Below are 23,800 nucleotides of genomic sequence, written 5' to 3'. Positions count from 1 at the left end.
CGCTAGCGGGTTAGCGCAATATATTTCGTGTCGAGGTACTCCTCGATGCCCTCGGTGCCGCCCTCACGGCCGAAGCCGGATTCCTTGATGCCACCGAACGGTGCGGCCGCATCCGAGATGACACCGCGGTTGATGCCGACCATGCCGGACTGGATACCCTCGGCCACCCGCAAGGCGCGGTCCAGCGACTGGGTGTAAACGTAAGCAGCCAAGCCGTATTCGGTGTTGTTGGCCGCAGCCACACCCTCGTCCTCGGTGTCGAACCCGGTGATCGGGGCGACCGGGCCGAAGATCTCCTCCTTGAGGATGCGGGCATCGGCGGGCACATCGGCCAGCACCGTGGCCGGGTAGAAGTTGCCCGGCCCGCCCGGCGCGACACCGCCGACCGCGACGGTCGCGCCGCGCGACACCGCATCGGAGACCAGTTCGGTCACCGTCGAGACCTGCTTGGAATTGATCAGCGGGCCCAACGTGGACGACGGGTCGATGCCCTTGCCGAGGGTGAACTCGCTCATCCGTTTGACGAGCTTGTCGGTGAACTCCTCGCGCACCGAGTTGGCCACGTGGAAGCGGTTGGCCGCAGTGCAGGCCTCACCGCCGTTGCGCATCTTCGCCAGGATCGCGCCGTCGACCGCTGCGTCGACATCGGCGTCGTCGAACACGATGAAGGGGGCGTTGCCACCCAGCTCCATCGACGTGCGGAGCAGCTTGTCGGCGGACTGCTTCACCAGTGCCTTGCCCACGCCGGTCGAACCGGTGAAGGTGAGTTTCCGGAGGCGACCGTCGTCGACGAGCGCCGACGTCACCGCACCCGGGTTGCTGGTCGGCAGCACCGAGAGCACTCCCTTGGGCAGCCCGGCCTCGTCCATCAGCTTGGCCAGCAACAGCATCGTCAGCGGGGTTTCCTGCGCGGGCTTGACGATCATGGTGCAGCCCGCGGCGAACGCCGGCCCCATCTTGCGAGTGCCCATGGCCAGGGGGAAGTTCCACGGGGTGATCGCGTAGCACGGACCGACGGCCTGCTTGGTGACGAGAATCCGGCCGGTGCCGGCCGGTGCCGGGGTGTAGCGGCCGGCGATGCGCACCGCCTCCTCCGAGAACCACCGGAAGAACTCGGCGCCGTAGGCGACCTCGCCCTTGCTCTCGGCGAGCACCTTGCCCATCTCCAGGGTCATCAGTGCGGCGATGTCGTCGGCCCGTTCGGTGATCTTCTCGAACACCGAACGAAGGATCTCGCCCCTCTTACGCGGAGCCGTCGCAGCCCATTCGGCCTGCACCGCACATGCGGCGTCCAGTGCGGCGACGGCATCGGCGGCGGTGGCGTCGGCCACCGTGGCCAACACCTGATCGTCGCTGGGATCCAGCACGTTGAACGTCGATGCGGCCTGGCGTTCCTCACCACCGATCCACAGACCCGTGGGCACGGATGAAATCAAGTCTTCAATGGCCATACATCCATCATGTACACCCTTCAGCCGAGCGCCACACTAAGCCTCGATCCACCGATGAATTGCCTGTGTAGGTGGGTGTCGATATAAGGAAAGTGCCCCTTGAGCTGGGAGGATTGGTGTTCTCTACGCATCAATCAGGCCAGTTAAGAAAGGCACTTCCAGTGCAAGTGTCCCACGGGTTCGCTGCGTCGTCGGCGGTCTTCGATGAGGATCATCTCGTGTCGTGCGCCGGACTGGTGCCGGTGATGACACTGGCTGAGCAGACCGGCCTGCCGAATCTGTTGGCTGACAAGATCTTCATCCCCGCGCCGAAGATCAAATCCGGGTCAGCGAATCCGGCACCGAAGCTGGCCACGGTGATCGCCGGGATGTGCGCCGGCGCCGACAGCATTGATGACCTCAACATCGTCCGGGCCGGGGGCATGAAAACACTCTTCGGCGATGTGTACGCACCATCAACCATCGGAACCCTGTTGCGGGAGTTCACCTTCGGACACGCACGCCAACTCGAATCAGTCCTGCGCGAACACTTGGCCGCCCTCTGCCGGCGCGTTGAGTTGCTACCCGGATCCGACAGCGGTGTGTTCATCGACATCGACTCCCTGCTACGACCGGTCTACGGCCATGCCAAACAAGGCGCCTCCTACGGACACACCAAAATCGCTGGCAAGCAGGTCCTGCGCAAAGGACTCTCGCCGTTGGCGACCACGATCAGCACCCCCGGTGCGGCGCCGGTGATCGCCGGGATGCGGCTGCGGGCCGGCAAGACCGGCTCCGGTAAAGGAGCCGGTCGAATGGTCGCCCAGGCCATCACCACGGCCCGAGCGGCCGGGGTCACCGGCCAGATCCTGGTCCGCGGCGATTCGTCCTACGGCACCCGCGCCGTCGTCGGCGCCTGCCGACGCCATGGTGCGCAATTCTCGGTGGTCATGGGCCGCAACAGCGCGATCAACCGGGCCATCAACGCCATCGACGACGCGGCGTGGACACCGGTGAAATACCCGGGCGCGGTGCGTGATCCCGACACCGGAGAGTGGATCTCTGATGCCGAAGTCGCCGAAATCAGCTACACCGCATTCGCGGCCACCACAGACCGCTTCACCGCCCGACTGGTGGTACGTCGGGTCAAAGATGCGCGCTTCCGCGACGCCCTGTTCCCGGTCTGGCGGTATCACCCGTTCTTCACCAACACCGACCTACCAACCGCCGACGCCGACATCACCCACCGTCAACACGCGATCATCGAAACTGTCTTCGCCGACCTGATCGCCGGCCCCTTGGCCCACATGCCCTCCGGGCAATTCGGCGCCAACTCCGCGTGGGTGCTCTGCGGGGCCATCGCCCACAATCTGCTGCGCGCCGCCGGTGTGCTTGCCGGTGGAGCGCACGCAGTGGCCCGGGGAGCCACCTTGCGACGCACGATCATCACCGTCCCGGCACGGCTGGCCCGACCGCAACGCCGACCCATCCTGCACCTACCCAGCCACTGGCCCTGGACCGAGCACTGGCTCACCCTGTGGCGCAACACCATCGGCTACAGCCCACCCGCTACCGCAACCGTCTAACCGTCGCCGAACAGGCCCCACCGAAGCACACAGGAAAAGCTGGGCAGACCAGCGGCTACATCCTGCCCACCCCACAAACCGCCGTCAGAATCACCGTCGAACCACACCACTCAAGTCAGTCCACGGATTGAGGCTAAGGTCAGCGGAATGAGTGCTGACATCACCGCAACCCCCGCATGGCAGGCACTGTCGAAGCACTACGCCGAAATCGGCGACACCCATCTGACAGAGCTTTTCGCCCAGGATCCCAGTCGCGGCACCGAGCTGGTGCTGACCGTCGGTGACCTCTACATCGACTACAGCAAGCACCGTGTCACCCGCCGGACCCTCGAACTGCTGGCCGATCTGGCCCGGGCCGCCGGTCTGGAGGCCCGCCGCGACGCCATGTTCGCCGGTGAACACATCAACACCTCCGAAGATCGCGCCGTGTTGCACACCGCGCTGCGGTTGCCTGCCGACGCGACGCTGACCGTCGACGGCCAGAACGTGGTGACCGACGTTCACGAGGTGCTCGATCGCATGGGCGGGTTCACCGACCGGCTGCGCAGCGGCGAGTGGGCAGGCGCCACCGGCGAGCGCATCAAGACCGTCGTCAACATCGGTATCGGCGGTTCGGACCTGGGGCCGGTGATGGTGTACGACGCGTTGCGCCACTACGCCGACGCCGGGATCAGCGCCCGCTTCGTATCGAACGTCGATCCGGCCGACCTGGTGGCGACGCTGGCCGACCTGGACCCGGCCACAACGCTTTTCATCGTCGCGTCCAAGACGTTCTCCACTCTCGAGACGCTGACCAACGCCACGGCCGCGCGCCGCTGGCTCGTCGATGCGCTCGGCGAGGACGCTGTGGCCAAGCACTTCGTGGCGGTGTCCACCAACGCCAAGCTCGTGCAGGAGTTCGGCATCGACACCGACAACATGTTCGGGTTCTGGGACTGGGTGGGCGGCCGGTACTCGGTGGACTCGGCGATCGGGCTGTCGGTGATGGCCGTGATCGGCCGCGAGCGGTTCGCCGAATTCCTGTCCGGCTTTCATCTGGTCGACGAGCACTTCCGCACCGCACCCCTGGCAGGCAACGCTCCGGCGCTGCTGGGCCTGATCGGGCTGTGGTACTCGAATTTCTTTGGCGCACAATCGCGTGCGGTCCTGCCGTACTCGAACGATCTGTCCCGGTTCGCGGCGTACCTGCAGCAGCTGACCATGGAGTCCAACGGGAAGTCCGTGCGAGCCGACGGCACCGCTGTGAGCACCGAGACCGGCGAGATCTTCTGGGGCGAGCCGGGAACCAACGGCCAGCACGCGTTCTATCAACTGCTGCACCAGGGCACCCGGCTGGTACCCGCCGACTTCATCGGCTTTTCCCAGCCCACCGACGACCTCCCCACGGCCGATGGCACCGGCAGCATGCACGACCTGCTGATGAGCAACTTCTTCGCCCAGACCCAGGTGCTGGCGTTCGGCAAGACCGCCGAAGCTATTGCGGCAGAGGGCACTCCGGCCGCCGTCGTCCCGCACAAGGTGATGCCCGGAAACCGACCGACGACGTCAATCCTGGCAACCAGGTTGACGCCGTCGGTCGTGGGTCAGCTCGTCGCCCTTTACGAACACCAGGTGTTCACCGAGGGAGTTGTGTGGGGGATCGACTCCTTCGATCAATGGGGCGTCGAGCTGGGCAAGACCCAGGCAAAGGCCCTGCTGCCGGTGATCACCGAATCGGAATCACCGGGCAAGCAGTCGGACTCGTCGACCGATGCGCTGGTGCGGCGCTACCGCGTCGAGCGAGGGCGCTCGGCCTAGGTCCGGTCGTTATCAGCCGGGCAGGTCAATGGTCCGGCACGGTCCGCCCGGAACACAGGCGACGCCGCCACCGGGCCCGGCCTCGGCCCAAGGCCCGCCGGGCACACCTGCGGAGACGTGGCCGTCGGAGCCGGCTTGCGCCCCTGGGCCACCGGGGACCTCGGCGCCCGCGCCCTGCGGGCCGGCCGACGGAGTACACGGAGTGCCGTCCGGGTTGTAGCAACCCGGGGCCGGCGGGGGCGGTCCGGGCTCAGCGAAAGCAACCGGGGCGAAGGCCACAGCACCCGCCGCGGCGCCTGCGAACAACATCGAGGTAATCAACTTTGTGGACATGAGTCTGGGCTACCCACGTTCGTTTCGGGCTCAAACCTAACCTCGACCGACAGTGGCCCGGATCATGCGGATGATTCAATCCGGTCGTCAGCGGGAACTCCGTAAACCCTGCTCTACCAAAAACGTGTCCCGACCGAACTGGAGTTCAAACGATGTCAACAAACCGGCTGACCTTGACCACCTGCAACAGCGGTACCTGGCCATCCATCCGGAAGTGGTCGATGACGGTCGGAATGGGCATGGCGCTCACCGCGGCACCGCTGCTTGCAGGGTGTGGTTCCAGTGAAGACACCGCTCCCTCACCGACATCGTCCGTCGTCACCACGACGGTGACCACGGAGACCCCCACCACCACTCCGGCTCCGGCCACTGGTGGTGAAGGTTCGATGCCCGGTGGCCCCACCGGCGGTGGCGGTCCGGAAGGCGGCGGCGGCTCGATTCCCGGTGGCCCCACCGGCGGTGGCGGTCCGGAAGGCGGCGGTGGCTCGATTCCCGGTGGCCCGACCGGCGGTGGCGGTCCCGAAGGCGGCGGCGGCTCGATTCCCGGTGGCCCGACCGGCAGTGGCGGCCCCGGTGGCGGCAGTGGCTCGATTCCCGGCGGCCCGAGCGGTGGCGGCGGCCCCGGCGGTGGCGGTGGCTGCCTTCCCGGCGTGGGCTGTGTGCAGGTGCCCTGACGCCGGGTGAGCCGCTCAGGCGAAGCGCTTGGTGTACTTCGGTGGCAGCAAGCGCATCACCTGGGTCAACGGCGCCCACGGCCAACGCGGCACCACGGCGCGGCCCTTCTCCTTCTCGATGGCCTCGACCATCGCGCGCACGCCGGTTTCGTTGTCGACCATGAGCATGGTGGTGGCCGACTTGGCGGTCATCTCCGACTCGATGTAGCCCGGCTCGATCACCGTCACCCGGATGGGTCCCTTGTCGTACTCGGCGCGCAGTGACTCGCCCAGCGAGGTCATCCCCGCCTTGGACGCGCAGTATGCGGCCTTGCCGCCGGGCACACCGGTGTTGCCCAGCACCGACGAGATCAGCACCAGGTGACCGCTGCCGGATTTCTTGAACATCTCCAGCGCCGTCTCGATCTGCACCAGACCGGCGATCAGGTTGGTCTCGATGGTGGCCTTGTTCGCCCACGGCTTGCCCTCGCCCAGGGGCCAGCCCTTGCCGATGCCGGCGTTGACGATCACGCGATCGATGCCGCCGAGTTCCTCGGACAGCTCGCCGAATACCCGCGGCACGGCCTCGTGGTCGTTGACGTCCAGCGCAGCGACCGCGACCTTGACGTAGGGGTGGCGGTCGGCCAACTCGGCCTTGAGCTCATCGAGCCGTTCGGTGCGGCGGGCACACAACGCCAGGTCACGGCCCTTCGCCGCGAACTGCCGGGCCATGCCCGCGCCCAGTCCGGAGCTGGCACCGGTGATGAGGATCTTCTGACGGGTCATCGCTGCAGGATAACCGAGTTAGACAACTGTCAAAAATGCGGACCGCTACTTGAGCAACCGCGACATCCGCCGGTCGGCCAGCACCTTGCCGCCGGTCTGGCACGTCGGGCAGTACTGGAACGACTTGTCGGCGAAAGACACCTCCCGCACCGTGTCCCCGCACACCGGGCACGGCAGGCCGGTGCGGGCGTGCACCCGCAGACCAGACCGCTTCTCCCCCTTCAGCGTCGCGGCCTGCTGCCCCACCGAACGCGACACCGCATCGGTGAGCACCGAGACCATCGCGTCGTGCAGCGCCCCGAGCTGCGCATCGGTCAGCTTGCCCGCCGTGGCGAACGGCGACAGCTTGGCCACGTGCAGGATCTCGTCGCTGTAGGCATTGCCGATACCCGCGATCACCTTCTGATCGGTGATCACCGTCTTGATCCGTCCGCCCTCTCCGGCCAGCACACCCGCCAGCCCGGCCGAATCCAGCGACAGCGCATCGGGTCCCAGCGCGGCGATCTGCGGAACGTCGAGAGGATCGGCGACCACCCACACCGCCAACCGCTTCTGGGTCCCGGCCTCGGTCAGGTCGAAACCCACCGAGTCCCCCAGATGCACGCGTAGCGCGATCGGCCCCTTGCCCGGTTTGAGCGGCGTCGTCGCCAATTTGTCCGACCAGCGCAACCACCCCGCCCGGGACAGATGGGTGATCAGATGCCAGGGCCCGACTTCGAGTCCGAGGTACTTACCCCAGCGGTTCGCGCCGGTCACGGGCTGTCCGTGCAACGCCGTCGTCTGCGGATCGAACGTCTTGAGCACCGACAACGCGGACACGTCGATCCGGGTGACCACCCGGCCCGTGGCATTGCGGCGCAGATGATCGGCCAGCGCCTCGACTTCGGGCAGTTCAGGCATGGCTCCAGTGTGTCAGCGAAACGCCGAGCATGCTGTAGACATGTCCGACCGGCCCGCTCCCACGGCGACCAACCCGCTGCGGAACATCTTCGTGATCAACAGCGTGCCGCGCCGGTGGCCGTTCGCGCTGCGCGCCGGAATCTGCATGGCCGTACCCGTACTGGTGGGCTGGCTGGCCGGCGATACCACGGCCGGATTGATCGCCACCATCGGCGGATTCACCTCGCTGTACGGCAGCGGCCGCCCATACCTGAATCGCGGCGCGTACCTCGGCGTGGTCGCGGTGTGCTTCGCCGCCGCGGTGGCACTCGGCGACTGGGCGTCGGCGGCGCCGTGGCTGGGCGTGCTCACCGTGACGATGATCGCCGTGGTCGCCACGCTGGTCTGCAGCGCCCTGAGCATCGGGCCGCCCGGGGCCTACATGGTGGTGCTGGCCTGCGCGGCCGGCACCGGCACACCGGCGACCCTGCACCTGAGCCCGGGCCATCACGCCGCACTGGTCCTCGCAGGCGGCGCGTTCGCCTGGCTGGTGCACATGTCCGGCGCGCTGTTCCGGCCCCGCGGGCCGGAGAAAGCAGCGGTGGCCACGGCTGCCGAGGCCGTCGCGGCCTACATCGAGACGCCCTCGGCCGACACGCGACACCGCGCGGCGCTCCTGCTGCACACCGCGTGGGTCAACCTGGTCAATTATCAACCGGTACAACCCAAACCGGACCAGACGCTGTACCGGCTGCGGGTCGTCAACCGCCGACTGCACGTGCTGTTCGCCGAAGCCATGCGCGCCGCTGATGCCGGTGAACCGCTGGCATACGACGGCGCGGCCCTGGCCCGTCACCTGGCCGCGGTGCCCGCCGATGCGATCACCGATGAGCATGGCGCCGAGGGGGTTCCGCTCGGCAGGCCCAGCATCGTGCAACTACTGCGCCGGGCGCTGACGGCGGGCTCGGTATCACTGCAACTGGCGGTGCGGGTCGGCATCGCGGTCGCGATCTCGGGTGTCATCGCCGTGCTGATCTCGCAGGCTCTCACGATGACTCACGCGTACTGGGCGATGGCTGCCGCGGTACTGATGCTGCATCAGGGATTCGACTGGCAACGCACGGTTGCCCGTGGTGTCGAACGGACGCTGGGTACCTGGCTGGGGCTCGGCGTGGCCGGCGCGATTCTCGCGCTGCACCCGCAGGGCCTGTGGCTGGCGCTGGTCATCGGTGCGCTGCAATTCATCATCGAGATGTACGTGATGCGCAACTACACGCTCGCCGTCGTCTTCATCACGCCCGCCGCGCTCACCATCGCCTCCGGCGGTCAACCGGTCGACGACCTCGGCGAACTGCTGCTCACCCGTGGCAGCGACACCCTGATCGGCTGCGCGGTGGCGCTGGCGGTCTACTGGGCGACCCAACGTCTGCGCCACCCGACCGGCCTGCGGTCTGCGATCACCGCCACGCTCGACGCCGTCACCGCCACCCTGCCCCACCTCGCCGCCGATGACGCCACATCCCCCGCAGCCCGTGCCGATCGCCGCGATCTGCAGTTGCGGGCCATGGAATTGCTGCCGGCCTACGACGGGAGCGTCGGCGGATCAGCCGCACAACGCGTTGGGGCCGAACGTATGTGGCCGACAGTCGTGGCCACCGAACAACTCGCGTACCGCACACTCGCGGCATGCTGGGGCGCCGAGCGCAACGGCGATACCGACGCGGGCGCCGAAGCGGCCGCGGACACCGCGGCCGCACTGACCGAACAGGCGTCTGCGCTACGCGAGGGCCTTGACGAACGACAGTAGCCAGCTCACCAACGACAGCACGATCGCCGCCCAGATCGCCGTCCACCAGAACTGGTCGATGTGCAGGCCCCAGTGCGTGGTGTGATCGGTGATCCACGACGTGATCCACAGCATCAGCGCATTGATCACGATGTGGATCAGGCCGAGCGTGAGGATGTACAGCGGGATCGACAGGATCTGGACGATCGGCTTGATGAACGCGTTGACCAGACCGAAGATGACCGCGACGACGAAGATGATTCCGACCCTGGCGATGGTCGTGTCACCGCCGATGAAGTAGATCCCCGGCACGATGAGAGTGACCACCCAGAGCGCGAATCCGGTTATCGCAGCGCGCAGCACAAATGAGCCCATGGCGGTCTAGTCTGCCGAGCGCAGCAGGTATGTGTCCATGATCCAGCCATGGCGCGTCCTCGCTTCGGCACGCGCGGCAACGATTTCGTCACCGATCTCACCGACCGTGCCGGCATAGAGCAGCTCGTCGGGCGTGCCGAGGTAGGCGCCCCACCAGATCCGGGTCTGCGGCGGGCACTGCTGGAATGAACAGTCGGCGTCGAGCATCACGACGGCACTGCCGGTCAGCCCGTGCTCGCGCAACTGGCGTCCGGTGGTGATGAGCACCGGTTCGCCGACGTCGTTGAGCGGGATGCGGTGCCGTGCCGTGAGGACCTGGATCGCGGTGATGCCGGGGATGACGTCGTAGGTGAACTCGACGTGCTCGCCCACCATCTCCAGGATCCGCAGCGTGCTGTCATACAGCGACGGATCCCCCCAGGCCAGAAAGGCCCCGACACCGTCAGGGCCGAGTTCGGTTTCGATGGCCGCCGCCCAGAGCCGGGCCCGTTCGGCATGCCAGTCCGCCACGACCTGGCGGTAGCCCGGTCCGTCGCCGGCCGCTGCGCGCGGCGGGTCGACCAGTTCGACAAAGCGGTAGCCGGGTTTCCCGGGTTCGGTACGGATGAAGCGGTCGCAGATCAGCTTGCGCACGGCCACCAGATCGTCAGCCGAGCCCCTGCGCGGGCCCTTGTCCATCGCGAAGAACACCTGGGTGTCGTTGAGCGCGGAAATGGCCTGGGCGGTGACGAAGTCCGGGTCACCGGCCCCGATTCCGATGACATGGATGCGACGCACTGTCGAAGGTTAACCGAACCGAAACCGGGTACCCCAAGTACCCGGTACCCGGGGTATTGACATCCCGCATTGTCGCTACATACCTTCGGAAAAGGGCAATACCAAACGAAGGGAACGTCAACGGTGACAACTTCGGTCAGACCCGGCGGAGGCTCGGCCAACGCAGCGCGGCGAGACGCATTTTCCGAACGCCTGCTCAAGGGCTCGGTTCGCAAGTCCTACGCACCCGTGGTCGACATCGACTGGCACGCGCCGCTGGATCCGGACAAGTTCTTCCTGCCGCCGAGGATCGTGTCGTTGTACGGAACCCCGTTGTGGGACAGCATGTCCCGCGAGGAACAGGTCGAGCTGTCGCGCCAGGAACTGGCCAACACCCTCTCGGCGGGTATCTGGTTCGAGAACATCCTGAACCAGGCACTGCTGCGCAAGATGATGCACCAGGACCCCACCTCGAACTCCACGCACTACGAGCTCACCGAACTCGGCGACGAGACCCGCCACATGGTGATGTTCGGCAAGGCCATCGACAAGATCGGCGCCAAGCCGGTGCGGCCGCGGCTGTACCAGCGCATGATCATCAACACGCTGCCGTTCTTCTTCCGCGGCTCGGTGCTGTGGGTGGCCGCGCTGGTCGGCGAGGAGATCTTCGATTCGCTGCAGCGGCAGATGATGGACGATCCCGAGCTGCAGCCGATGGTGCAGCGCCTCATGCGTATTCACGTCACAGAGGAAGCCCGCCACATCCAGTTCGCCCGCGACGGCCTGCGTCAGCGCACCCCGTCGATGCGCTGGTACAAGCGGGTCTGGGTGGCCAACCTCAACGGGGTCGGCGGGTTCTTCTTCCGCTACCTGTTCACCAACAAGGTCCAGTACGCCCGCGTCGGCCTGAACGCCCGCGCCGCGCGCCGGACCGCGCGGGCCAGCGCCCACCGCCGTGAGGTGCAGATCTCCGGATTCGCCCCGCTCGCCGCCTTCCTCGAAGAAGTCGGGCTGATGGGCCGCATCGCCCGCCGCATGTGGCGGCGGTCCGGATTCCTGCCGGCCAAGACACCGCTGCGGCTTTCCGCGGCCGCCGGTTCCGCTGCGAGTTCCGACTCCGGCATCACCGAAGAGGTGTACGACGGGTTCGCGGTTCTCGACACCGGAGACGGCGACCGCCGGGTCCACGTGCGACTGGCCGGTCACCTGGATCCGATCGACGGGAAGTACCACTGGCGCGGAACCATTCTCGACGCGCCGAGCACCCTCGCCGCCGGGCCGGTGCGGCTGAGCATCGGCACCCGCACCGTCGACGCCCGGATCACCGAGCGCACCTCCCAGGGCACGCACTCGGTCTCCGGGATCGGTGAACCACCGTTCACGCTCGACGATGAGGACGTCAGCGCCGCCGGGTGAGCAGTGAGCGACCGAGCAGTCCGGCCGCGAACACCGCCCCACCGATCCCCGAGATCAGCAGTGGAAGTTGGCCGGGCTGACCTGGAACGGCAGTCCAGAGCAGCCCGGCCCATATCCCGGCGCCCAGCACCGCGAATCCGCTGAGCCCCTGGAACACTCCTTGCGCACTGCCCTGCAGGTCGGAGGCCACCAGGGAGGACACCCAGGCCTTGCTGACCCCGTCGGTACAGCCCGTGAACAGACCGTAGGACCCGATCAGCAGCCAGGCGAGCACCGGATCGGTGGTAAGCCCCAGCCCGGCGTAGCCGATGGCGAAGAACACCAGGCCGATGCCGAACACCGGCAGCCTGCCGATCCGGTCGGCCAGCACCCCGGCCGGGAAGCTGGAGATGGCGTACACCGCGTTGTAGGTGACGTAGGCCAGGATCACCTCGACGACCGAGAAGCTGATCTCGTTGAGCCGCAACAACAACAGTGCGTCGGGGAAATTCACCAGGCCGAATGCCACCAGCACGGCCGTCACCCGCCAGTAGCGGCCGGGCAGGTCGCGCACCCGGGCGAACACCGGCTGACGTTCTTTGCGCGGCTGGGCCTTCCGCCCCTCGGCGACCAGGAACACCAGCGCGACACTGAGCACCGCGGGCACCACCGCCACCCACAGCAGCGGCGCGATCTGATGGTCGAGCAGTTCGTAGGCGGCCAGGCCCAGCAGCGGACCGACGACCGCGCCCAAAGTGTCCATGGCCCGGTGGAATCCGAATACCCGGCCGCGGGCGGCGTCATCGATGTCGGCGACCAGCAGAGCGTCGCGGGGCGCGCCGCGGATACCTTTGCCGAGCCGGTCGACCACGCGGCCGGCGAGCACTCCCGACCACGCCCCGGCGGCCGCGACCATGACCTTGCCCAGGGCAGCCATGCCGTAGCCCGTGGCGATCAACGGTCGCTTGGAGAATCGGTCACCCAGCGGGCCCGCGGCCAGCTTGGTCATGGCCGCCGCACCCTCGGCGGCCCCCTCCACCGCGCCGACCACCGCGGGCGGTGCGCCCAGCACGGCCGTCAGATAGATCGGCAGCAGTGGATAGAGAAGTTCACTCGCAGCGTCCTGCAAGAAGGACACCGCCGACAGCACCCGGACGTTGCGGGTCAGCCAGGCAGGCACCCGGTCATCATGCCTGCCCGATCGGCCCCACAGAACTAGAACACGTTCTAGTGTGTACGGCATGCGGTTCACCTACGCCGAAGCCATGACCGATCCCACCTACTACATTCCGCTGGCCCAGGCGGCCGAGGCAGCCGGCTATCACGCCATGACGATCGCCGACAGCGTCGCCTACCCCTTCGAGTCCGATTCGAAGTACCCCTACACCCCGGACGGCAACCGGGAGTTCCTGGATGGCAAGCCCTTCATCGAGGCCTTCGTGATGGCATCGGCCCTGTGCGCGGTCACCACCACGCTCAAGTTCAACTTCTTCGTCCTCAAGCTGCCGATCCGCCCGCCCGCGCTGGTGGCCAAGCAGGTCGGCTCGCTGAACGCACTGTTCGACAACCGGCTGGGCCTCGGGGTCGGCACCAGCCCGTGGCCCGAGGACTACGAGTTGATGGGGGTGCCGTTCGCACGTCGCGGCAAGCGCATGGACGAGTGCCTCGACATCATCCGTGGACTGACCAGCGGTGACTACTTCGAGTACCACGGCGAGTTCTATGACATTCCCAAGACCAAGATGACCCCGGCGCCGTCGAAGCCGGTGTCCATCCTCGTCGGTGGGCACGCCGAGGCGGCCCTGCGCCGCGCGGCCCGCAACGACGGCTGGATGCACGGCGGCGGCACCGACGACCTGGACGTGCTGCTCAAACGACTCAACGAGATCCGGGCAGAGGAAGGCCAGACCGGGCCGTTTGAGGTCCACGTGATCTCGGCTGACGCCTACACCCCCGACGGCATCAAGCGTCTCGAGGACAAGGGCGTCACCGATGTGATCGTGGGCTTCCGCCTGCCGTACATCATGGGCGACGACCCGGAGCCGCTGGACCGCAAGATCCGCCACCTGGAGAAGTTCGCCGAGAACGTCATCGCCAAGGTCTAGGCCGTTTCCTGCGGGGATTGCCCGCGCCGTTTCCTACGCCCGGGTCGCGTTCGGCACCGTCCGACAACCCAGGCGCAGAAAGCGGTGGCATCGAACGATTGAATTTGAGGGAACAGCGGGCGCGCCGTTAGCGTTGCACCCGCCGTTCTCGCCAACGCTGTCCGAGAGCTCCAGTCAGTGAACCCTCGGAAAGCCGGAGAATGACGACCTCCCTCGAACATGCGCGCGCCATCGTCGCGCCCGACCCCGCCGTGCGCCTGCTCGCGGTGTTCGCCCTGGCCCTCGGTGGCTTCGGCATCGGCACCACCGAATTCGTCGCGATGGGGTTGCTGCCCGACATCGCGACGGGCTTCGGCATCAGCGAGCCGACAGCGGGTCACGTCATCTCCGCGTATGCGCTGGGCGTCGTGATCGGCGCACCCGTCATCGCCGCGCTCACCGCGCGCTGGCCCCGCAAGGCCCTGCTGCTCACGCTGATGGCGGTCTTCACCCTTGGCAATCTGGCCAGCATGCTGGCACCGACCTACCTGACCCTTGTGATCGCCCGATTCGTCACCGGCCTGCCGCACGGCGCGTTCTTCGGGATCGCCGCGCTGGCCGCCGCACACCTGATGGGTCCGCAGAACCGGGCCAAGGCCGTGGCCTATGTGCTGTGCGGTCTGACCGTCGCGACGGTGTTGGGTGTCCCGCTGGCCTCGTGGCTCGGCCAGGCCCTCGGTTGGCGCAGCGCGTTCGGCCTGGTGGTCGGCGTCGGCCTGGTCACGTTGGCTGCGCAGTGGCTGTGGCTGCCCACGCATCTGCGGTCCATGCACGTCACCAGTCCGCTGACCGAACTCGGTGCGCTGCGCCGGCCTCAGGTGTGGCTCGCGGTGCTGGTCGGCATGATCGGCTTCGGCGGCATGTTCGCGGTGTACACCTACATCAGCACCACCATGACCGACGTGACCGGCCTGCCCCGGTCGATGGTTCCCGTCGCACTCATGGTGTTCGGTCTCGGCATGGTCGTCGGCAACCTCGTCGGCGGCCGGTTGGCCGACACCTCGGTGATCGGAGCGCTGTATCTGTCGCTCGGCTCGCTGGCAGTGCTGCTGGCCGCGTTCTCGCTGGGGTCGCACAGCCCGTGGACCGCGCTGCCGTTGCTGTTCGGCGTCGGCGTGGCCGGCTCGGCTGTCGGTCCGGCATTGCAGACCCGGCTGATGGACGTCGCCCACGACGCCCAGACGCTGGCCGCCGCGCTCAACCACTCCGCGCTCAACATCGGCAATGCCACGGGCGCCTGGGTGGGTGGCCTGGTGATCGCCGCCGGCCTCGGCTACACCGCCCCGGCCGCGGCCGGCGCAATCCTGGCCCTCGGCGGGTTGGCGGTGTTCACCGTGTCGGTGGCGTCAGAACGGAAGACCGCCATCCGGTGACGACTCCGGGATGATGTGGACCGCGGCTTCCTCGGCGGACGCCGCACCACCGTCGATGCCGACGTCAGTGCCGAGGAGCTCGGCCTCTTCGTCGGCACCGAAGCCCGCATTGGGGGCCACCAGCCGACCCGAGCGCAAGTCCCCGACCTCGTCGTCGCCTGCCTGCTCGTCGGGATAGTCGGGGTCGTCGAGCTGCATCGCCGGATCCGGCTCTTCCTCGGCCAGCAGCTCATCGAGGGTCTCGTTGTCACGAGGCGCCCGCCAGCGATCCGGGGGCGAGTACCCCTCGTCGAGCAAGTCATCGACGCCCCGATCGATCAGGGTGTCCTCCTGAGTCAACTGGTCGTCGTCATCGACGCTGTACCCGTCACTACTCATGTTTCAACGATGGCACAGGTCGGGCCCACCTGAGCAAGTTCTTCGCAGTTGGAGACCCTCGCTGAGGTGGCCTGAACTGCATCCTGAGAAATTCCGCATTTTCAGCTGAGAATTCCGGAATTTTTGAACTCGATCCCCAATTAGACGTAATAGGCAGTAACCGGAAGTTGCGGGACCTCCGGTGCGGCCTACGACGGAGGGTTGGGAAATGAAGTCATATACCATCGCGACAATAGCCGCCGGCGCACTGGCCGCGGGCACATTCCTCGGGGGCGTCGCCGCTGCCGCCCCGACCGGGCAGTCGGCCGAACAAACCGTGAAAAGTCTACAGACCAGCGGTTATCACGTCATTGTGAACCGCACCGGCGCCGCACCACTGGCCAACTGCACCGTGCTCGGTGTGCGCCAGGGACAGACCATGGCCACCAACGACTCCAGGGGTGGAAGTTCGATCAATACCACCGTCATTTCAAAGACGGCATATGTCGACGTCGCCTGCTGAGTCGGGAATAAAAACAGGGCGTGCATTTGTTAAACCCGCCAAACCGCAATGGGCAGCTTGGCGACTAAAGAATGCCAGCAATCGGCCGCACACAATGTGCGGCCGATTGTTTTTTGCCGCCGAGTTCGCGCGGGCTGCGCGTCGGCCCGGCTTGTCGGTGGGTCGGCGTACGGTACCGAACATGAGTTCGATATTGGCATCCGATAGGGATCTGGAGCGGGCGATCGTCGGTGAAGCCCTCGATCACCTCAACGCCGCATGCAAAGAAATCGACGCGCTGTCGGTGCACGCCCTGACCCGGTCGGAACTGCACGAGGTTCTGGTCCGGCTCGACGCCGGGGAGAAACGGCTGGCGACCGCACAACAACGGCTGCTCGGACGGATGGTGGCCACCCAAACCGCGTCGCCGCCCCGGTTCGACCCGGCCGCGGTCCTGGCCAGAAGGCTACGGATTTCGCCGGCCGAAGCCAGGAAGCGGATCGCGGCCGCCGGCCAGTCGCCCGACTGAGGTCAACCGGAAAGTTCGGCAGCTGTCGCAGTGGGTACCCCACTCGCTGTGGCATTCGACCTCACCCCCACCGCGGCCCAGCATGACCTGGCCCGACGCACACACGAGTTCGCTGACCAGGTCATCCGGCCGGTCGCTGCCGAATACGACCGGCGGCAGGAGTTTCCGTGGCCGGTGCTCGAAGAAGCGGCCGCTCAGGGCTTCTACAGTCCGCTGTTCTACCGCGACCTGATCGGCGACCCGACAGGATTGTCCCTTCCGATGTTCATGGAGGAGCTTTTCTGGGGCTGCGCCGGGATCGGCTTGGCCATCGTCATGCCGGCACTTGCGCTGTCGGCGATCGGCCAGGCCGCCTCTCCGGAGCAGATGCTGCAATGGGCGCCAGAATGCTTCGGCACACCGGGCGATCTCAAGCTCGCGGCGCTGGCCATCTCCGAACCCGAGGGCGGCAGCGACGTGCGGAATCTCCGCACATATGCCACCCGCAGCGGCCCCGGCCCGGACGCGGACTGGATCATCGACGGCCACAAGATGTGGATCGGCAACGGCGGCATAGCCAATGTGCACGTCGTCAACGCAGTCGTCGACAAGGACCTCGGCCACAAGGGCCAAGCCCTGTTCGTGGTGGAAGGCGGCACGCCGGGGCTGGAAATGGTGCGCAAACTCGACAAGCTCGGGTGCCGCGCCTCGCACACCGCCGAGCTCAGGTTCAACGGTGTCCGCGTGCCCGCAGGCAATCTGCTCGGCGGTCACGAGAAACTTGAGAACAAGCTGGCGCGGGCTCGTGAGGCAGTCGCAGGCGCCGCGCATTCCGGTTCCGCCACGCTCGGAACCTTCGAACAGACTCGGCCGATGGTGGCCGCCCAGGCGCTCGGAATCGCCAGGGCCGCATTGGAATACGCCACCGAATACGCCAACCGACGGATCGCCTTCGGCGAACCCATCATCGACAATCAGGGCGTCGCGTTTCCACTGGCCGACCTGGCCACCCAGATCGACGCCGCCCGCCTGCTGACCTGGCGGGCATCCTGGATGGCCGCCACCGGAGTGCCCTTCGAACGTGGCGAGGGTTCGATGTCGAAGCTCGCAGCGAGCGAAGTCGCGGTCAGCACCACCGAGCGGGCCATCCAGACCATGGGCGGCTGGGGCTACATCAAGGACCACCCGGTCGAGAAGTGGTACCGGGACGCCAAGCTGTACACGATCTTTGAGGGCACCAGCGAGATCCAGCGCATCGTCATCTCGCACGCGCTGGGCGCCGCCGACGGAAAGCCGCCACTGCACGTCGACCTGGAGCCGACCGGCGGGCCGCTGAACCGATGGTTCGGTCGTGGCACGCCGCTGCGCACCCGGGCCGCCGGGGCGGCGCTGTCCGCGAAAGACCACGTACCGGAACCCGTCATGCGCCTGGCGATGAAAGCCTTACGCCCGCCCCGCAAGTGATGCGGGCCAGATAAGATCCCACGTCCATGACCGTCTCCGTGGACGAGATCGAAGTCGCCGACCCGCCGGACGCCTGGACGCGAGCGGGGTTCAGTGTCGATCCCGGCGGCGACGCCGGCCCGGTCTGCCGGGTCGGCAGCGTTCGCATCCGACTGGTCGGGGGTGATCGCGGCACCGGCATCGTCGGGTGGTCATTGCGCGGCCTGCCACCGGATGGGGCGGTAGCTGACCTCGACGGCATCCCGACAGTGCGGTCCAGCACTGCCACCGCGCGCCCGGCCACACATCCGAACGGCGCCACCGCGATCGACCACGTCGTGCTGTTGTCCCCCGACCTGGGCCGCACCGTCGAATCGCTGGCCGCCATCGGCGTGGCGCCGCGCCGCGAACGTGACGCCGAGCTCGGCGGGCGCCGGGTCCGCCAGGTCTTCTTCCGGTTGGGTGAGGTGATCCTCGAGGTCGTGGGCTCTCCGGAGACCACGAGTGACGGTCCCTCGACGCTGTGGGGCATCACGTACGTCGTCGACGACATCGAATCGAGCGCCGCGTTCTTCGGGGACCACACCACTCCCGTCAAGGACGCGGTCCAGCCCGGACGCCGGATCACCACGATCCGGCACAAGGACTTCGGATTGTCGGTCCCGACGGCGGTGATCTCGGCTACCCCTGACCGTTGACGTGTGTCGGGGCTCCGACCACCCCACCCCGTTGCCTATCCTCAGCGGATGACCGACGCCGGATCCCTGCGCAACGACGTCGTTGTGGTCCACACCGATGGCGGGTGCCGCCCGAATCCCGGCCCCGGCGGCTGGGGTGCGGTGCTGCGCCACCGCGAGCACGTTCGCGAGATGTACGGCGGGGAGCCCGGCACCACGAGCAACAACCGGATGGAGCTGATGGCGCCCATCATGGCGCTCGAGGCACTCACCCGGCCCGTGGTGGTGCACCTGCACACCGACAGCACCTACGTCCGTAACGGCATCACCAAGTGGGTGCTCGGCTGGGAACGCAACGGCTGGCTCACCGCCGCCAAGCAGCCGGTGAAGAATGTCGACCTGTGGCAGCGGCTGCAGGCCGCGTGCGCCCAGCACCAGGTCGAGTGGTTCTGGGTGAAGGGCCACTCCGGTATCGCCGACAACGAACTGGCCGACGAGTTGGCGACGCGGGGATTGCGCGAAGCGCTCGACGGTTCGGGCGATCTGGTCCACTGACCCCCGTCAGGCACCGACGATAGGTGCGAGTAGGCCGTCGATGAGTTCGTCGGCCCGCCTCAACGGGATTCAGAGACAGTCCGGCCCTCATCTACCAATCGCGGGAACAGAGGTCCGCCCCGCAGTGGGCCGTAGTCAGCCGCGGCAAAGGCAGCCGCGGCTGCTGATATCAACGCCAGGATGATGGCGGGCCGGCCGCCGGCGTGAGCAGGGAAGTCGTAGAGCAGCAGCCAGGCCAGGGTCAGCGAGGTGATAACGCCGAGACCATCGGTCGCGCCGATGATCGAAACATCCCGCCTGTTCAGGCCGATCTGTCCGCCGGTGATCGCCGTGGCCAACGCACACGCAGCCAAGGCCACACACAACGGAAAAGTGAGTTTCCACAGACCCCACGCGACGGGATCGGCGTCTGGCCCCTGGTCCCACGGCAGCAGCAATGCGACCACCATCGAGGCGCCCGCTGCGCCGCAGACCAGCCGTCGAAGCAAGTTGGTCATGTCGTCCTCCTGATCGTCATACCAGTGATGCTTGAGGCCAGAGGTCGTGCTGTCGATTACCTAGAGGTAATGGAGTAGCGAACCCGACGCAGCTACAGTCGGTGCGAATGGTGACCACCAGCTCCGCTCCTCAGGTCGGGCCGCTGCTGCGGGAGTGGCGGCAACGGCGTCGACTGACCCAGCTGGAGCTTGCGCTCGACGCGGGCGTATCGGCGCGTCATCTGAGTTTCGTCGAGACCGGCCGCTCCAAACCAGGGCGAGACATGCTGCTGCGCCTTGGAGAACGGCTCGAAATACCGTTCCGCGAACGCAACCGGCTACTGCTCGCCGCTGGGCATGCTCCAGCATTCCCCGAGCATCCGTTCGGCGCACCCGAACTCGCTCCGGTCCGCGAAGCGCTGGAGCGGATTCTGAAAAGTCACGAACCGTATCCGGCGGTCGTGTTCGACCGTCACTGGAACCTCGTCGCCGCGAACGCGGCCGTACAACCGCTCGTCGCGACCATCGATCCTGCCCTGCTGAACCCACCCATCAATGTCCTGCACGTCGGCATGGAATTGGTGCCGCAGATCATCAATGCCCACGAGGTCATGGCCTATTTTCGTGATCGCGTCCAGCGCCAGCTCGCCACCACCGCAGACGAGCAGCTCGCGCAGCTCCTGGAGGAGTTCGACAACTACCTGACCAGCGAAGACCCTGGTGCGGCAGCCGATTCCGACTTCGCGCAGAATCTCGGCCCGGTCAGGGTCCGGGCGCCCGACGGTGGCGAGTGGTCGTTCTTCGGCATGTTCGGCACATTCGACATGCCGTTCGAAGTCACGATCTCCGAACTGGCCATCGAGTTGCTCTTTCCCGCCGATCGCAGGACTGCCGATGCGTTTGAATCGCTTGCTCGAGATCGCGAAGAGAGCTCTGTTTCGCAGCTGTTCCTATGATTCCCAGACCACGTCCTGCGGCGATTTGTCCGGCCGCAGACCCCGCCAGCTCGGCTGACGCAACCGGCGGTCACTGGTGCGCTCGCTGTAGCGGACCTCGCCCACCAGCTCGGGCCGCACGAAGGTGACGCCCTTGGCATCGAGCTTGGGCAACGGCTTGTCGAACGGCGACTCGTCGGTGTGCAACGGGGCCAGCAGGCCCTTGAGCTTGGTCAGTTCCTTTTCGGTGAACCCGGTGCCGACGCGCCCGGCGAACTGCAGGCCGTCGGGGCCGGGCACACCGAGCAGCAGCGCCCCGATGCCGCTACTGCGCCCGCCCTCCCCTTGGCGCCAGCCACCGATCACCGCTTCCTGCGTGTTCCAGATCTTGTCCTTGATCCAGGATGCCGACCGCCGGCCCGGCTGATACGTCGAATCCCGCTTCTTGGCCACCACACCCTCGAACCGGTGCTCGCGGGCGTGGTCCATGGCCTCGGAGCCGTCGCCGGGCAGCGGTTCGGGAACAATCAGACCACCGCCGGCAGCCAACGCCTCCAACAGCTTTCGGCGATCGGAATACTTTGCGCGCAACAAGGACCGACCGTCGAGCCACAGGATGTCGAAGGCCCAGAACTCGACCCGGGTGGAACGGGCCCGGTTCTGCATCTCGCCGAAGCTGGGCACCCCCGAATCGTCGAGGGCCACCACCTCGCCGTCCAGCACCACGTGGTGGTCGGCCAGATCGGCTGCCACCGCCTGCAATTGCGGGTACTCGGCGGTGACGTCGCGCCCGCGACGCGAACGCAGTTGCAGGCGGCCATGATCGGCCTCGACCAGCAGCCGGTATCCGTCCCATTTGCCCTCGAACGCCCATTGCGTGGCCTTCAGCTTCGCGACGGACCCCTCGGTGGCCAGCATGGGCGCGAAGTCCCGCGGGTCGGGCGTTTTCGACTTCTGGTCCTTCATCCGGTGCGCCAGCCAGTTCTTGCCCTCGGTCTGGATCAGCGCGTACCGGCCCTCGATCTTCTCGCCGTGCAACGTGACGATGACTTCCCCGCCCTTGTCAGGACCGTCGGGCGAGTTGTCGTTGAACTTCTCGGTCTCGTAGGTCCCGGTGTCCCACACGAGGACCTTGCCCCCGCCGTACTCCCCTTTCGGTATTTCGCCGTGAAACGTCAGGTATTCCAGTGGGTGGTCCTCGGTGTGCACGGCGAGACGGTTCTCCGAGGTGGTCTCCGGCAGGTTCTTCGGCACTGCCCAGCTCACCAGCACCCCGTCGCGTTCCAGCCGGAAGTCGTAGTGCAACCGCCGGGCGTGGTGCTCCTGGATCACGAACTTGTCATTGTCGCCCGTCTTCGGTGACTGTTTCGGCACCGGCTCGGGGGTCTTGGCCGCGTCGCGCATGCTGCGGTAGGTGGTCAGCTTGTCGGCGCCGGGTGCATCGTCATCGAGCCCGGACAGCAGGTCGCCGTCATCGGAAACCCGTTGCAGCACTTCGTCGAATCGCAGATGACGCAGATCCGGATCGCCGATCTCCTCCCACGTGCGGGGCACGGCGACAGTCGGGTGCTCCCGCCCGCGCAGCGAGTACGGCGCGATCGTGGTCTTGGCACCGCTGTTCTGGCTCCAGTCCACAAAGATCTTCTGGGCCCGGATACTGCGGGTCATCGTGGCGGTGACCATCTTTGGCATCGACTGTTCGAGCTGCTGTGCCACCCGCTTGGCCAGCACCGACGCCCCGCGTGAGCTGATCGGCTCGGCCAGCGGCACATACAGATGCAGGCCCTTGCTACCGCTGGTCAGCGGATACGTCGTCAACCCGATATCACCCATCAGCTCGCGCACCGCCTGCGCCACCTCGCACAGCTGCCGCATGGTGACGCCCTCGCCAGGGTCGAGGTCGAACACGATGCGGGTCGCGGGGCCTTGACCACCGTCGGAGTCAAACCGCCATTGCGGCACATGCACTTCGAGTGACGCTTGCTGTGCAATCCAGGCGAGCCCCTCGCGGGTGTTGATGATCGGGTAGGTGGTGGTGCCCGACTTGTGCGCGATGGTCCCGCGCTCGAGCCAGTCGGGAGCCGAAGACGCCAACTGCTTTTCGAAGAATGATGCCTGCGCGACCCCGTTGGGCCACCGCTTGCGGGTCACCGGGCGCCCGGCGATGTGCGGAAGCATCACCTCGGCGATGCTGAGGTAGTAGTCGAACACCTCGGCTTTGGTGGTGCCGGTGGCGGGATAGAGCACCTTGTCCGGATTCGTCAGCCGAACCCGCTCATAGCGCTCCATGACGCCCCTCCATGAGGCAAACGTATACCCACATCGAGGACACGGGCCCCGTCGGCATGTGAGCATGTGCAGATGGTGCTGAACCGTGTGCACAGTTTGCTCCTGCGATTGGCCGTGGCCGTGTCGATACCCGCGACGGCCGTTTTCACCGGTCCGGCGCCTGCGGCATCGGCCGATCCCTGCTCGGACGTCGAAGTGGTGTTCGCCCGGGGCACCGGTGAGCCACCGGGGATCGGCCGGGTGGGCCAGGCGATGGTCGACCTGCTCGGGCCAAGGATCGCACCGCGCAGCCTCGGCGTGTACGCGGTGAACTATCCGGCCGGGCTCAACTTCCTCACCACTGCGGACGGCGCGAACGACGCGGCCGGCCACATTGCCTGGTTGGCCGACCAATGCCCCGGTACCCAGGTGGTGCTCGGCGGATTCTCGCAAGGCGCAGCGGCAGTCTCGATGTTGGCGGGCGTACCGCCGATCGGGGACCGGATCGGCGCGATCGGCTCGGCTCCGGCGTTGCCGCCCTACAGCGCAGACCGCGTCGCCGCGGTCGCGGTGTTCGGCAATCCCGGCAACCGGTTCGGCACGCCGCTGTCGGGCACCGGCCAATTCGCGGGACGGGCCATCGACCTGTGCAGCCCCGGCGATCCGATCTGCGTCCAGGGTGGGCGCCTCCGCGCGGCACACAGCGCATACGAGCTTCCGCCGTATCCCGACCAGGCCGCCGGCTTCATCGCCGGACGGCTCTAGCCGAACCCACCTACGATGGAG

The 23,800-nt window shown here is 67.0% G+C and carries 24 protein-coding genes and 1 pseudogene; 14 read left to right on the top strand and 11 right to left on the bottom strand.

Annotated features, from left to right (window positions below; all coding sequences use genetic code 11):
* Positions 1 to 2: 2 nt before the first annotated feature.
* Positions 3 to 1,451, bottom strand: a complete 1,449-nt coding sequence (locus tag ACNQR1_RS09105; RefSeq protein ID WP_418045466.1) for an NAD-dependent succinate-semialdehyde dehydrogenase — start codon at positions 1,449 to 1,451, stop codon at positions 3 to 5.
* Between the two features lie 161 nt (positions 1,452 to 1,612).
* Here ACNQR1_RS09105 and ACNQR1_RS09100 point away from each other — a divergent pair, with 161 nt between their 5' ends.
* Entirely contained in the window at positions 1,613 to 3,016 is a 1,404-nt protein-coding gene (locus tag ACNQR1_RS09100; RefSeq protein WP_011768002.1) for an IS1380 family transposase, read from the top strand.
* A 147-nt stretch (positions 3,017 to 3,163) separates the two neighbouring features.
* The gene (gene pgi, locus ACNQR1_RS09095; protein ID WP_418045465.1) at positions 3,164 to 4,813 is read left to right on the top strand and encodes a glucose-6-phosphate isomerase; all 1,650 of its coding nucleotides are present in this window, start codon (positions 3,164 to 3,166) and stop codon (positions 4,811 to 4,813) included.
* A 12-nt stretch (positions 4,814 to 4,825) separates the two neighbouring features.
* Here the strand turns inward: pgi and ACNQR1_RS09090 are convergent, their stop codons facing one another.
* Positions 4,826 to 5,146, bottom strand: a complete 321-nt coding sequence (locus ACNQR1_RS09090) for a hypothetical protein (RefSeq protein ID WP_205867210.1) — start codon at positions 5,144 to 5,146, stop codon at positions 4,826 to 4,828.
* Between the two features lie 221 nt (positions 5,147 to 5,367).
* Between ACNQR1_RS09090 and ACNQR1_RS09085 the strand changes: the two genes are divergently transcribed.
* A complete protein-coding gene (locus tag ACNQR1_RS09085) occupies positions 5,368 to 5,820 on the top strand; it encodes a hypothetical protein (RefSeq protein WP_418050322.1) in 453 nt (150 codons plus the stop codon).
* Positions 5,821 to 5,835: 15 nt separating this feature from the next.
* On the opposite strand, the gene ACNQR1_RS09080 is transcribed toward ACNQR1_RS09085, so the two are convergent.
* The 3 genes and pseudogenes from ACNQR1_RS09080 to ACNQR1_RS09070 form a co-directional block, all read right to left on the bottom strand.
* Entirely contained in the window at positions 5,836 to 6,585 is a 750-nt protein-coding gene (locus tag ACNQR1_RS09080; protein WP_044520156.1) for an SDR family oxidoreductase, read from the bottom strand.
* 45 nt (positions 6,586 to 6,630) lie between these two features.
* Positions 6,631 to 7,119, bottom strand: coding sequence for a zinc finger domain-containing protein (locus ACNQR1_RS09075; protein WP_418050321.1), 489 nt, complete (start codon positions 7,117 to 7,119; stop codon positions 6,631 to 6,633).
* A gap of 123 nt (positions 7,120 to 7,242) precedes the next feature.
* A pseudogene (locus tag ACNQR1_RS09070) lies at positions 7,243 to 7,485 on the bottom strand (DNA-formamidopyrimidine glycosylase family protein); the annotation flags it as partial.
* Between the two features lie 40 nt (positions 7,486 to 7,525).
* Here ACNQR1_RS09070 and ACNQR1_RS09065 point away from each other — a divergent pair.
* The gene (locus tag ACNQR1_RS09065) at positions 7,526 to 9,271 is read left to right on the top strand and encodes an FUSC family protein (RefSeq protein ID WP_418045464.1); all 1,746 of its coding nucleotides are present in this window, start codon (positions 7,526 to 7,528) and stop codon (positions 9,269 to 9,271) included.
* On the opposite strand, the gene ACNQR1_RS09060 is transcribed toward ACNQR1_RS09065, so the two are convergent.
* Together ACNQR1_RS09060 and cobF are read right to left on the bottom strand one after the other, a co-directional pair.
* On the bottom strand, positions 9,242 to 9,625 hold the full coding sequence (locus ACNQR1_RS09060; protein ID WP_044520159.1) for a phage holin family protein: 384 nt from the start codon (positions 9,623 to 9,625) through the stop codon (positions 9,242 to 9,244). The genes ACNQR1_RS09065 and ACNQR1_RS09060 overlap by 30 nt on opposite strands.
* 6 nt (positions 9,626 to 9,631) lie before the next feature.
* The gene (cobF, locus tag ACNQR1_RS09055; RefSeq protein WP_418045463.1) at positions 9,632 to 10,402 is read right to left on the bottom strand and encodes a precorrin-6A synthase (deacetylating); all 771 of its coding nucleotides are present in this window, start codon (positions 10,400 to 10,402) and stop codon (positions 9,632 to 9,634) included.
* A 123-nt stretch (positions 10,403 to 10,525) separates the two neighbouring features.
* Here cobF and ACNQR1_RS09050 point away from each other — a divergent pair, with 123 nt between their 5' ends.
* Positions 10,526 to 11,797 (top strand): diiron oxygenase, encoded by a 1,272-nt coding sequence (locus ACNQR1_RS09050; protein WP_418045462.1) that lies wholly within the window; start codon positions 10,526 to 10,528, stop codon positions 11,795 to 11,797.
* On the opposite strand, the gene ACNQR1_RS09045 is transcribed toward ACNQR1_RS09050, so the two are convergent.
* Positions 11,781 to 12,956 (bottom strand): MFS transporter, encoded by a 1,176-nt coding sequence (locus ACNQR1_RS09045; protein WP_418045461.1) that lies wholly within the window; start codon positions 12,954 to 12,956, stop codon positions 11,781 to 11,783. The genes ACNQR1_RS09050 and ACNQR1_RS09045 overlap by 17 nt on opposite strands.
* A 61-nt stretch (positions 12,957 to 13,017) precedes the next feature.
* Between ACNQR1_RS09045 and ACNQR1_RS09040 the strand changes: the two genes are divergently transcribed.
* Together ACNQR1_RS09040 and ACNQR1_RS09035 are read left to right on the top strand one after the other, a co-directional pair.
* Positions 13,018 to 13,881, top strand: coding sequence for an LLM class flavin-dependent oxidoreductase (locus ACNQR1_RS09040; RefSeq protein WP_418045460.1), 864 nt, complete (start codon positions 13,018 to 13,020; stop codon positions 13,879 to 13,881).
* 200 nt (positions 13,882 to 14,081) lie between these two features.
* Positions 14,082 to 15,293: an MFS transporter gene (locus ACNQR1_RS09035; RefSeq protein WP_418045459.1), complete on the top strand. Its 1,212-nt coding sequence runs from the start codon at positions 14,082 to 14,084 to the stop codon at positions 15,291 to 15,293.
* Here ACNQR1_RS09035 and ACNQR1_RS09030 read toward each other — a convergent pair.
* Positions 15,267 to 15,671 carry a DUF5709 domain-containing protein gene (locus tag ACNQR1_RS09030; RefSeq protein ID WP_418045458.1) on the bottom strand — a complete coding sequence of 135 codons (405 nt, stop codon included), beginning with the start codon at positions 15,669 to 15,671 and terminating at the stop codon, positions 15,267 to 15,269. The genes ACNQR1_RS09035 and ACNQR1_RS09030 overlap by 27 nt on opposite strands.
* A 208-nt stretch (positions 15,672 to 15,879) precedes the next feature.
* Here ACNQR1_RS09030 and ACNQR1_RS09025 point away from each other — a divergent pair, with 208 nt between their 5' ends.
* The 5 genes from ACNQR1_RS09025 (at position 15,880) to rnhA (ending at position 19,335) form a co-directional block, all read left to right on the top strand.
* Positions 15,880 to 16,173: a hypothetical protein gene (locus tag ACNQR1_RS09025; RefSeq protein ID WP_418045457.1), complete on the top strand. Its 294-nt coding sequence runs from the start codon at positions 15,880 to 15,882 to the stop codon at positions 16,171 to 16,173.
* Positions 16,174 to 16,354: 181 nt separating this feature from the next.
* Positions 16,355 to 16,681, top strand: coding sequence for a hypothetical protein (locus ACNQR1_RS09020; RefSeq protein ID WP_418045456.1), 327 nt, complete (start codon positions 16,355 to 16,357; stop codon positions 16,679 to 16,681).
* A gap of 48 nt (positions 16,682 to 16,729) precedes the next feature.
* Positions 16,730 to 18,124 carry an acyl-CoA dehydrogenase family protein gene (locus ACNQR1_RS09015; protein ID WP_418050320.1) on the top strand — a complete coding sequence of 465 codons (1,395 nt, stop codon included), beginning with the start codon at positions 16,730 to 16,732 and terminating at the stop codon, positions 18,122 to 18,124.
* A 26-nt stretch (positions 18,125 to 18,150) separates the two neighbouring features.
* The gene (locus ACNQR1_RS09010; protein WP_418045455.1) at positions 18,151 to 18,801 is read left to right on the top strand and encodes a glyoxalase; all 651 of its coding nucleotides are present in this window, start codon (positions 18,151 to 18,153) and stop codon (positions 18,799 to 18,801) included.
* A gap of 48 nt (positions 18,802 to 18,849) precedes the next feature.
* Positions 18,850 to 19,335: a ribonuclease HI gene (gene rnhA, locus ACNQR1_RS09005; protein WP_418045454.1), complete on the top strand. Its 486-nt coding sequence runs from the start codon at positions 18,850 to 18,852 to the stop codon at positions 19,333 to 19,335.
* 59 nt (positions 19,336 to 19,394) lie between these two features.
* On the opposite strand, the gene ACNQR1_RS09000 is transcribed toward rnhA, so the two are convergent.
* Positions 19,395 to 19,832 (bottom strand): hypothetical protein, encoded by a 438-nt coding sequence (locus ACNQR1_RS09000; protein ID WP_418045453.1) that lies wholly within the window; start codon positions 19,830 to 19,832, stop codon positions 19,395 to 19,397.
* Positions 19,833 to 19,939: 107 nt separating this feature from the next.
* On the opposite strand from ACNQR1_RS09000, the gene ACNQR1_RS08995 reads away from it, so the two are divergent.
* Positions 19,940 to 20,767 (top strand): helix-turn-helix domain-containing protein, encoded by an 828-nt coding sequence (locus ACNQR1_RS08995; protein ID WP_418045452.1) that lies wholly within the window; start codon positions 19,940 to 19,942, stop codon positions 20,765 to 20,767.
* Here ACNQR1_RS08995 and ACNQR1_RS08990 read toward each other — a convergent pair.
* Complete coding sequence (locus ACNQR1_RS08990) at positions 20,762 to 23,035, bottom strand: ATP-dependent DNA ligase (RefSeq protein ID WP_418045451.1); 2,274 nt, start codon at positions 23,033 to 23,035, stop codon at positions 20,762 to 20,764. The genes ACNQR1_RS08995 and ACNQR1_RS08990 overlap by 6 nt on opposite strands.
* A 72-nt stretch (positions 23,036 to 23,107) precedes the next feature.
* On the opposite strand from ACNQR1_RS08990, the gene ACNQR1_RS08985 reads away from it, so the two are divergent.
* The gene (locus ACNQR1_RS08985; protein WP_418045450.1) at positions 23,108 to 23,779 is read left to right on the top strand and encodes a cutinase family protein; all 672 of its coding nucleotides are present in this window, start codon (positions 23,108 to 23,110) and stop codon (positions 23,777 to 23,779) included.
* Positions 23,780 to 23,800: the final 21 nt, after the last annotated feature.

The organism is Mycobacterium sp. 48b (assembly GCF_048282725.1).
Classification (GTDB): Bacteria; Actinomycetota; Actinomycetes; order Mycobacteriales; family Mycobacteriaceae; genus Mycobacterium.
This window is presented reverse-complemented; position numbering and strand designations above follow the sequence as displayed.

Excerpts from the sequence above, each read along its gene's own strand:
- ACNQR1_RS09105 (WP_418045466.1), bottom strand. The coding sequence starts at position 1,451 with ATGGCCATTGAAGACTTGATTTCATCCGTGCCCACGGGTCTGTGGATC.
- pgi (WP_418045465.1), top strand. The coding sequence starts at position 3,164 with ATGAGTGCTGACATCACCGCAACCCCCGCATGGCAGGCACTGTCGAAG.
- ACNQR1_RS09090 (WP_205867210.1), bottom strand. The coding sequence starts at position 5,146 with ATGTCCACAAAGTTGATTACCTCGATGTTGTTCGCAGGCGCCGCGGCG.
- ACNQR1_RS09085 (WP_418050322.1), top strand. The coding sequence starts at position 5,368 with ATGACGGTCGGAATGGGCATGGCGCTCACCGCGGCACCGCTGCTTGCA.
- ACNQR1_RS09080 (WP_044520156.1), bottom strand. The coding sequence starts at position 6,585 with ATGACCCGTCAGAAGATCCTCATCACCGGTGCCAGCTCCGGACTGGGC.
- ACNQR1_RS09065 (WP_418045464.1), top strand. The coding sequence starts at position 7,526 with ATGTCCGACCGGCCCGCTCCCACGGCGACCAACCCGCTGCGGAACATC.
- ACNQR1_RS09060 (WP_044520159.1), bottom strand. The coding sequence starts at position 9,625 with ATGGGCTCATTTGTGCTGCGCGCTGCGATAACCGGATTCGCGCTCTGG.
- ACNQR1_RS09040 (WP_418045460.1), top strand. The coding sequence starts at position 13,018 with ATGCGGTTCACCTACGCCGAAGCCATGACCGATCCCACCTACTACATT.
- ACNQR1_RS09035 (WP_418045459.1), top strand. The coding sequence starts at position 14,082 with ATGACGACCTCCCTCGAACATGCGCGCGCCATCGTCGCGCCCGACCCC.
- ACNQR1_RS09030 (WP_418045458.1), bottom strand. The coding sequence starts at position 15,671 with ATGAGTAGTGACGGGTACAGCGTCGATGACGACGACCAGTTGACTCAG.
- ACNQR1_RS09025 (WP_418045457.1), top strand. The coding sequence starts at position 15,880 with ATGAAGTCATATACCATCGCGACAATAGCCGCCGGCGCACTGGCCGCG.
- ACNQR1_RS09020 (WP_418045456.1), top strand. The coding sequence starts at position 16,355 with ATGAGTTCGATATTGGCATCCGATAGGGATCTGGAGCGGGCGATCGTC.
- ACNQR1_RS09010 (WP_418045455.1), top strand. The coding sequence starts at position 18,151 with ATGACCGTCTCCGTGGACGAGATCGAAGTCGCCGACCCGCCGGACGCC.
- rnhA (WP_418045454.1), top strand. The coding sequence starts at position 18,850 with ATGACCGACGCCGGATCCCTGCGCAACGACGTCGTTGTGGTCCACACC.
- ACNQR1_RS09000 (WP_418045453.1), bottom strand. The coding sequence starts at position 19,832 with ATGACCAACTTGCTTCGACGGCTGGTCTGCGGCGCAGCGGGCGCCTCG.
- ACNQR1_RS08995 (WP_418045452.1), top strand. The coding sequence starts at position 19,940 with ATGGTGACCACCAGCTCCGCTCCTCAGGTCGGGCCGCTGCTGCGGGAG.
- ACNQR1_RS08990 (WP_418045451.1), bottom strand. The coding sequence starts at position 23,035 with ATGGAGCGCTATGAGCGGGTTCGGCTGACGAATCCGGACAAGGTGCTC.
- ACNQR1_RS08985 (WP_418045450.1), top strand. The coding sequence starts at position 23,108 with ATGGTGCTGAACCGTGTGCACAGTTTGCTCCTGCGATTGGCCGTGGCC.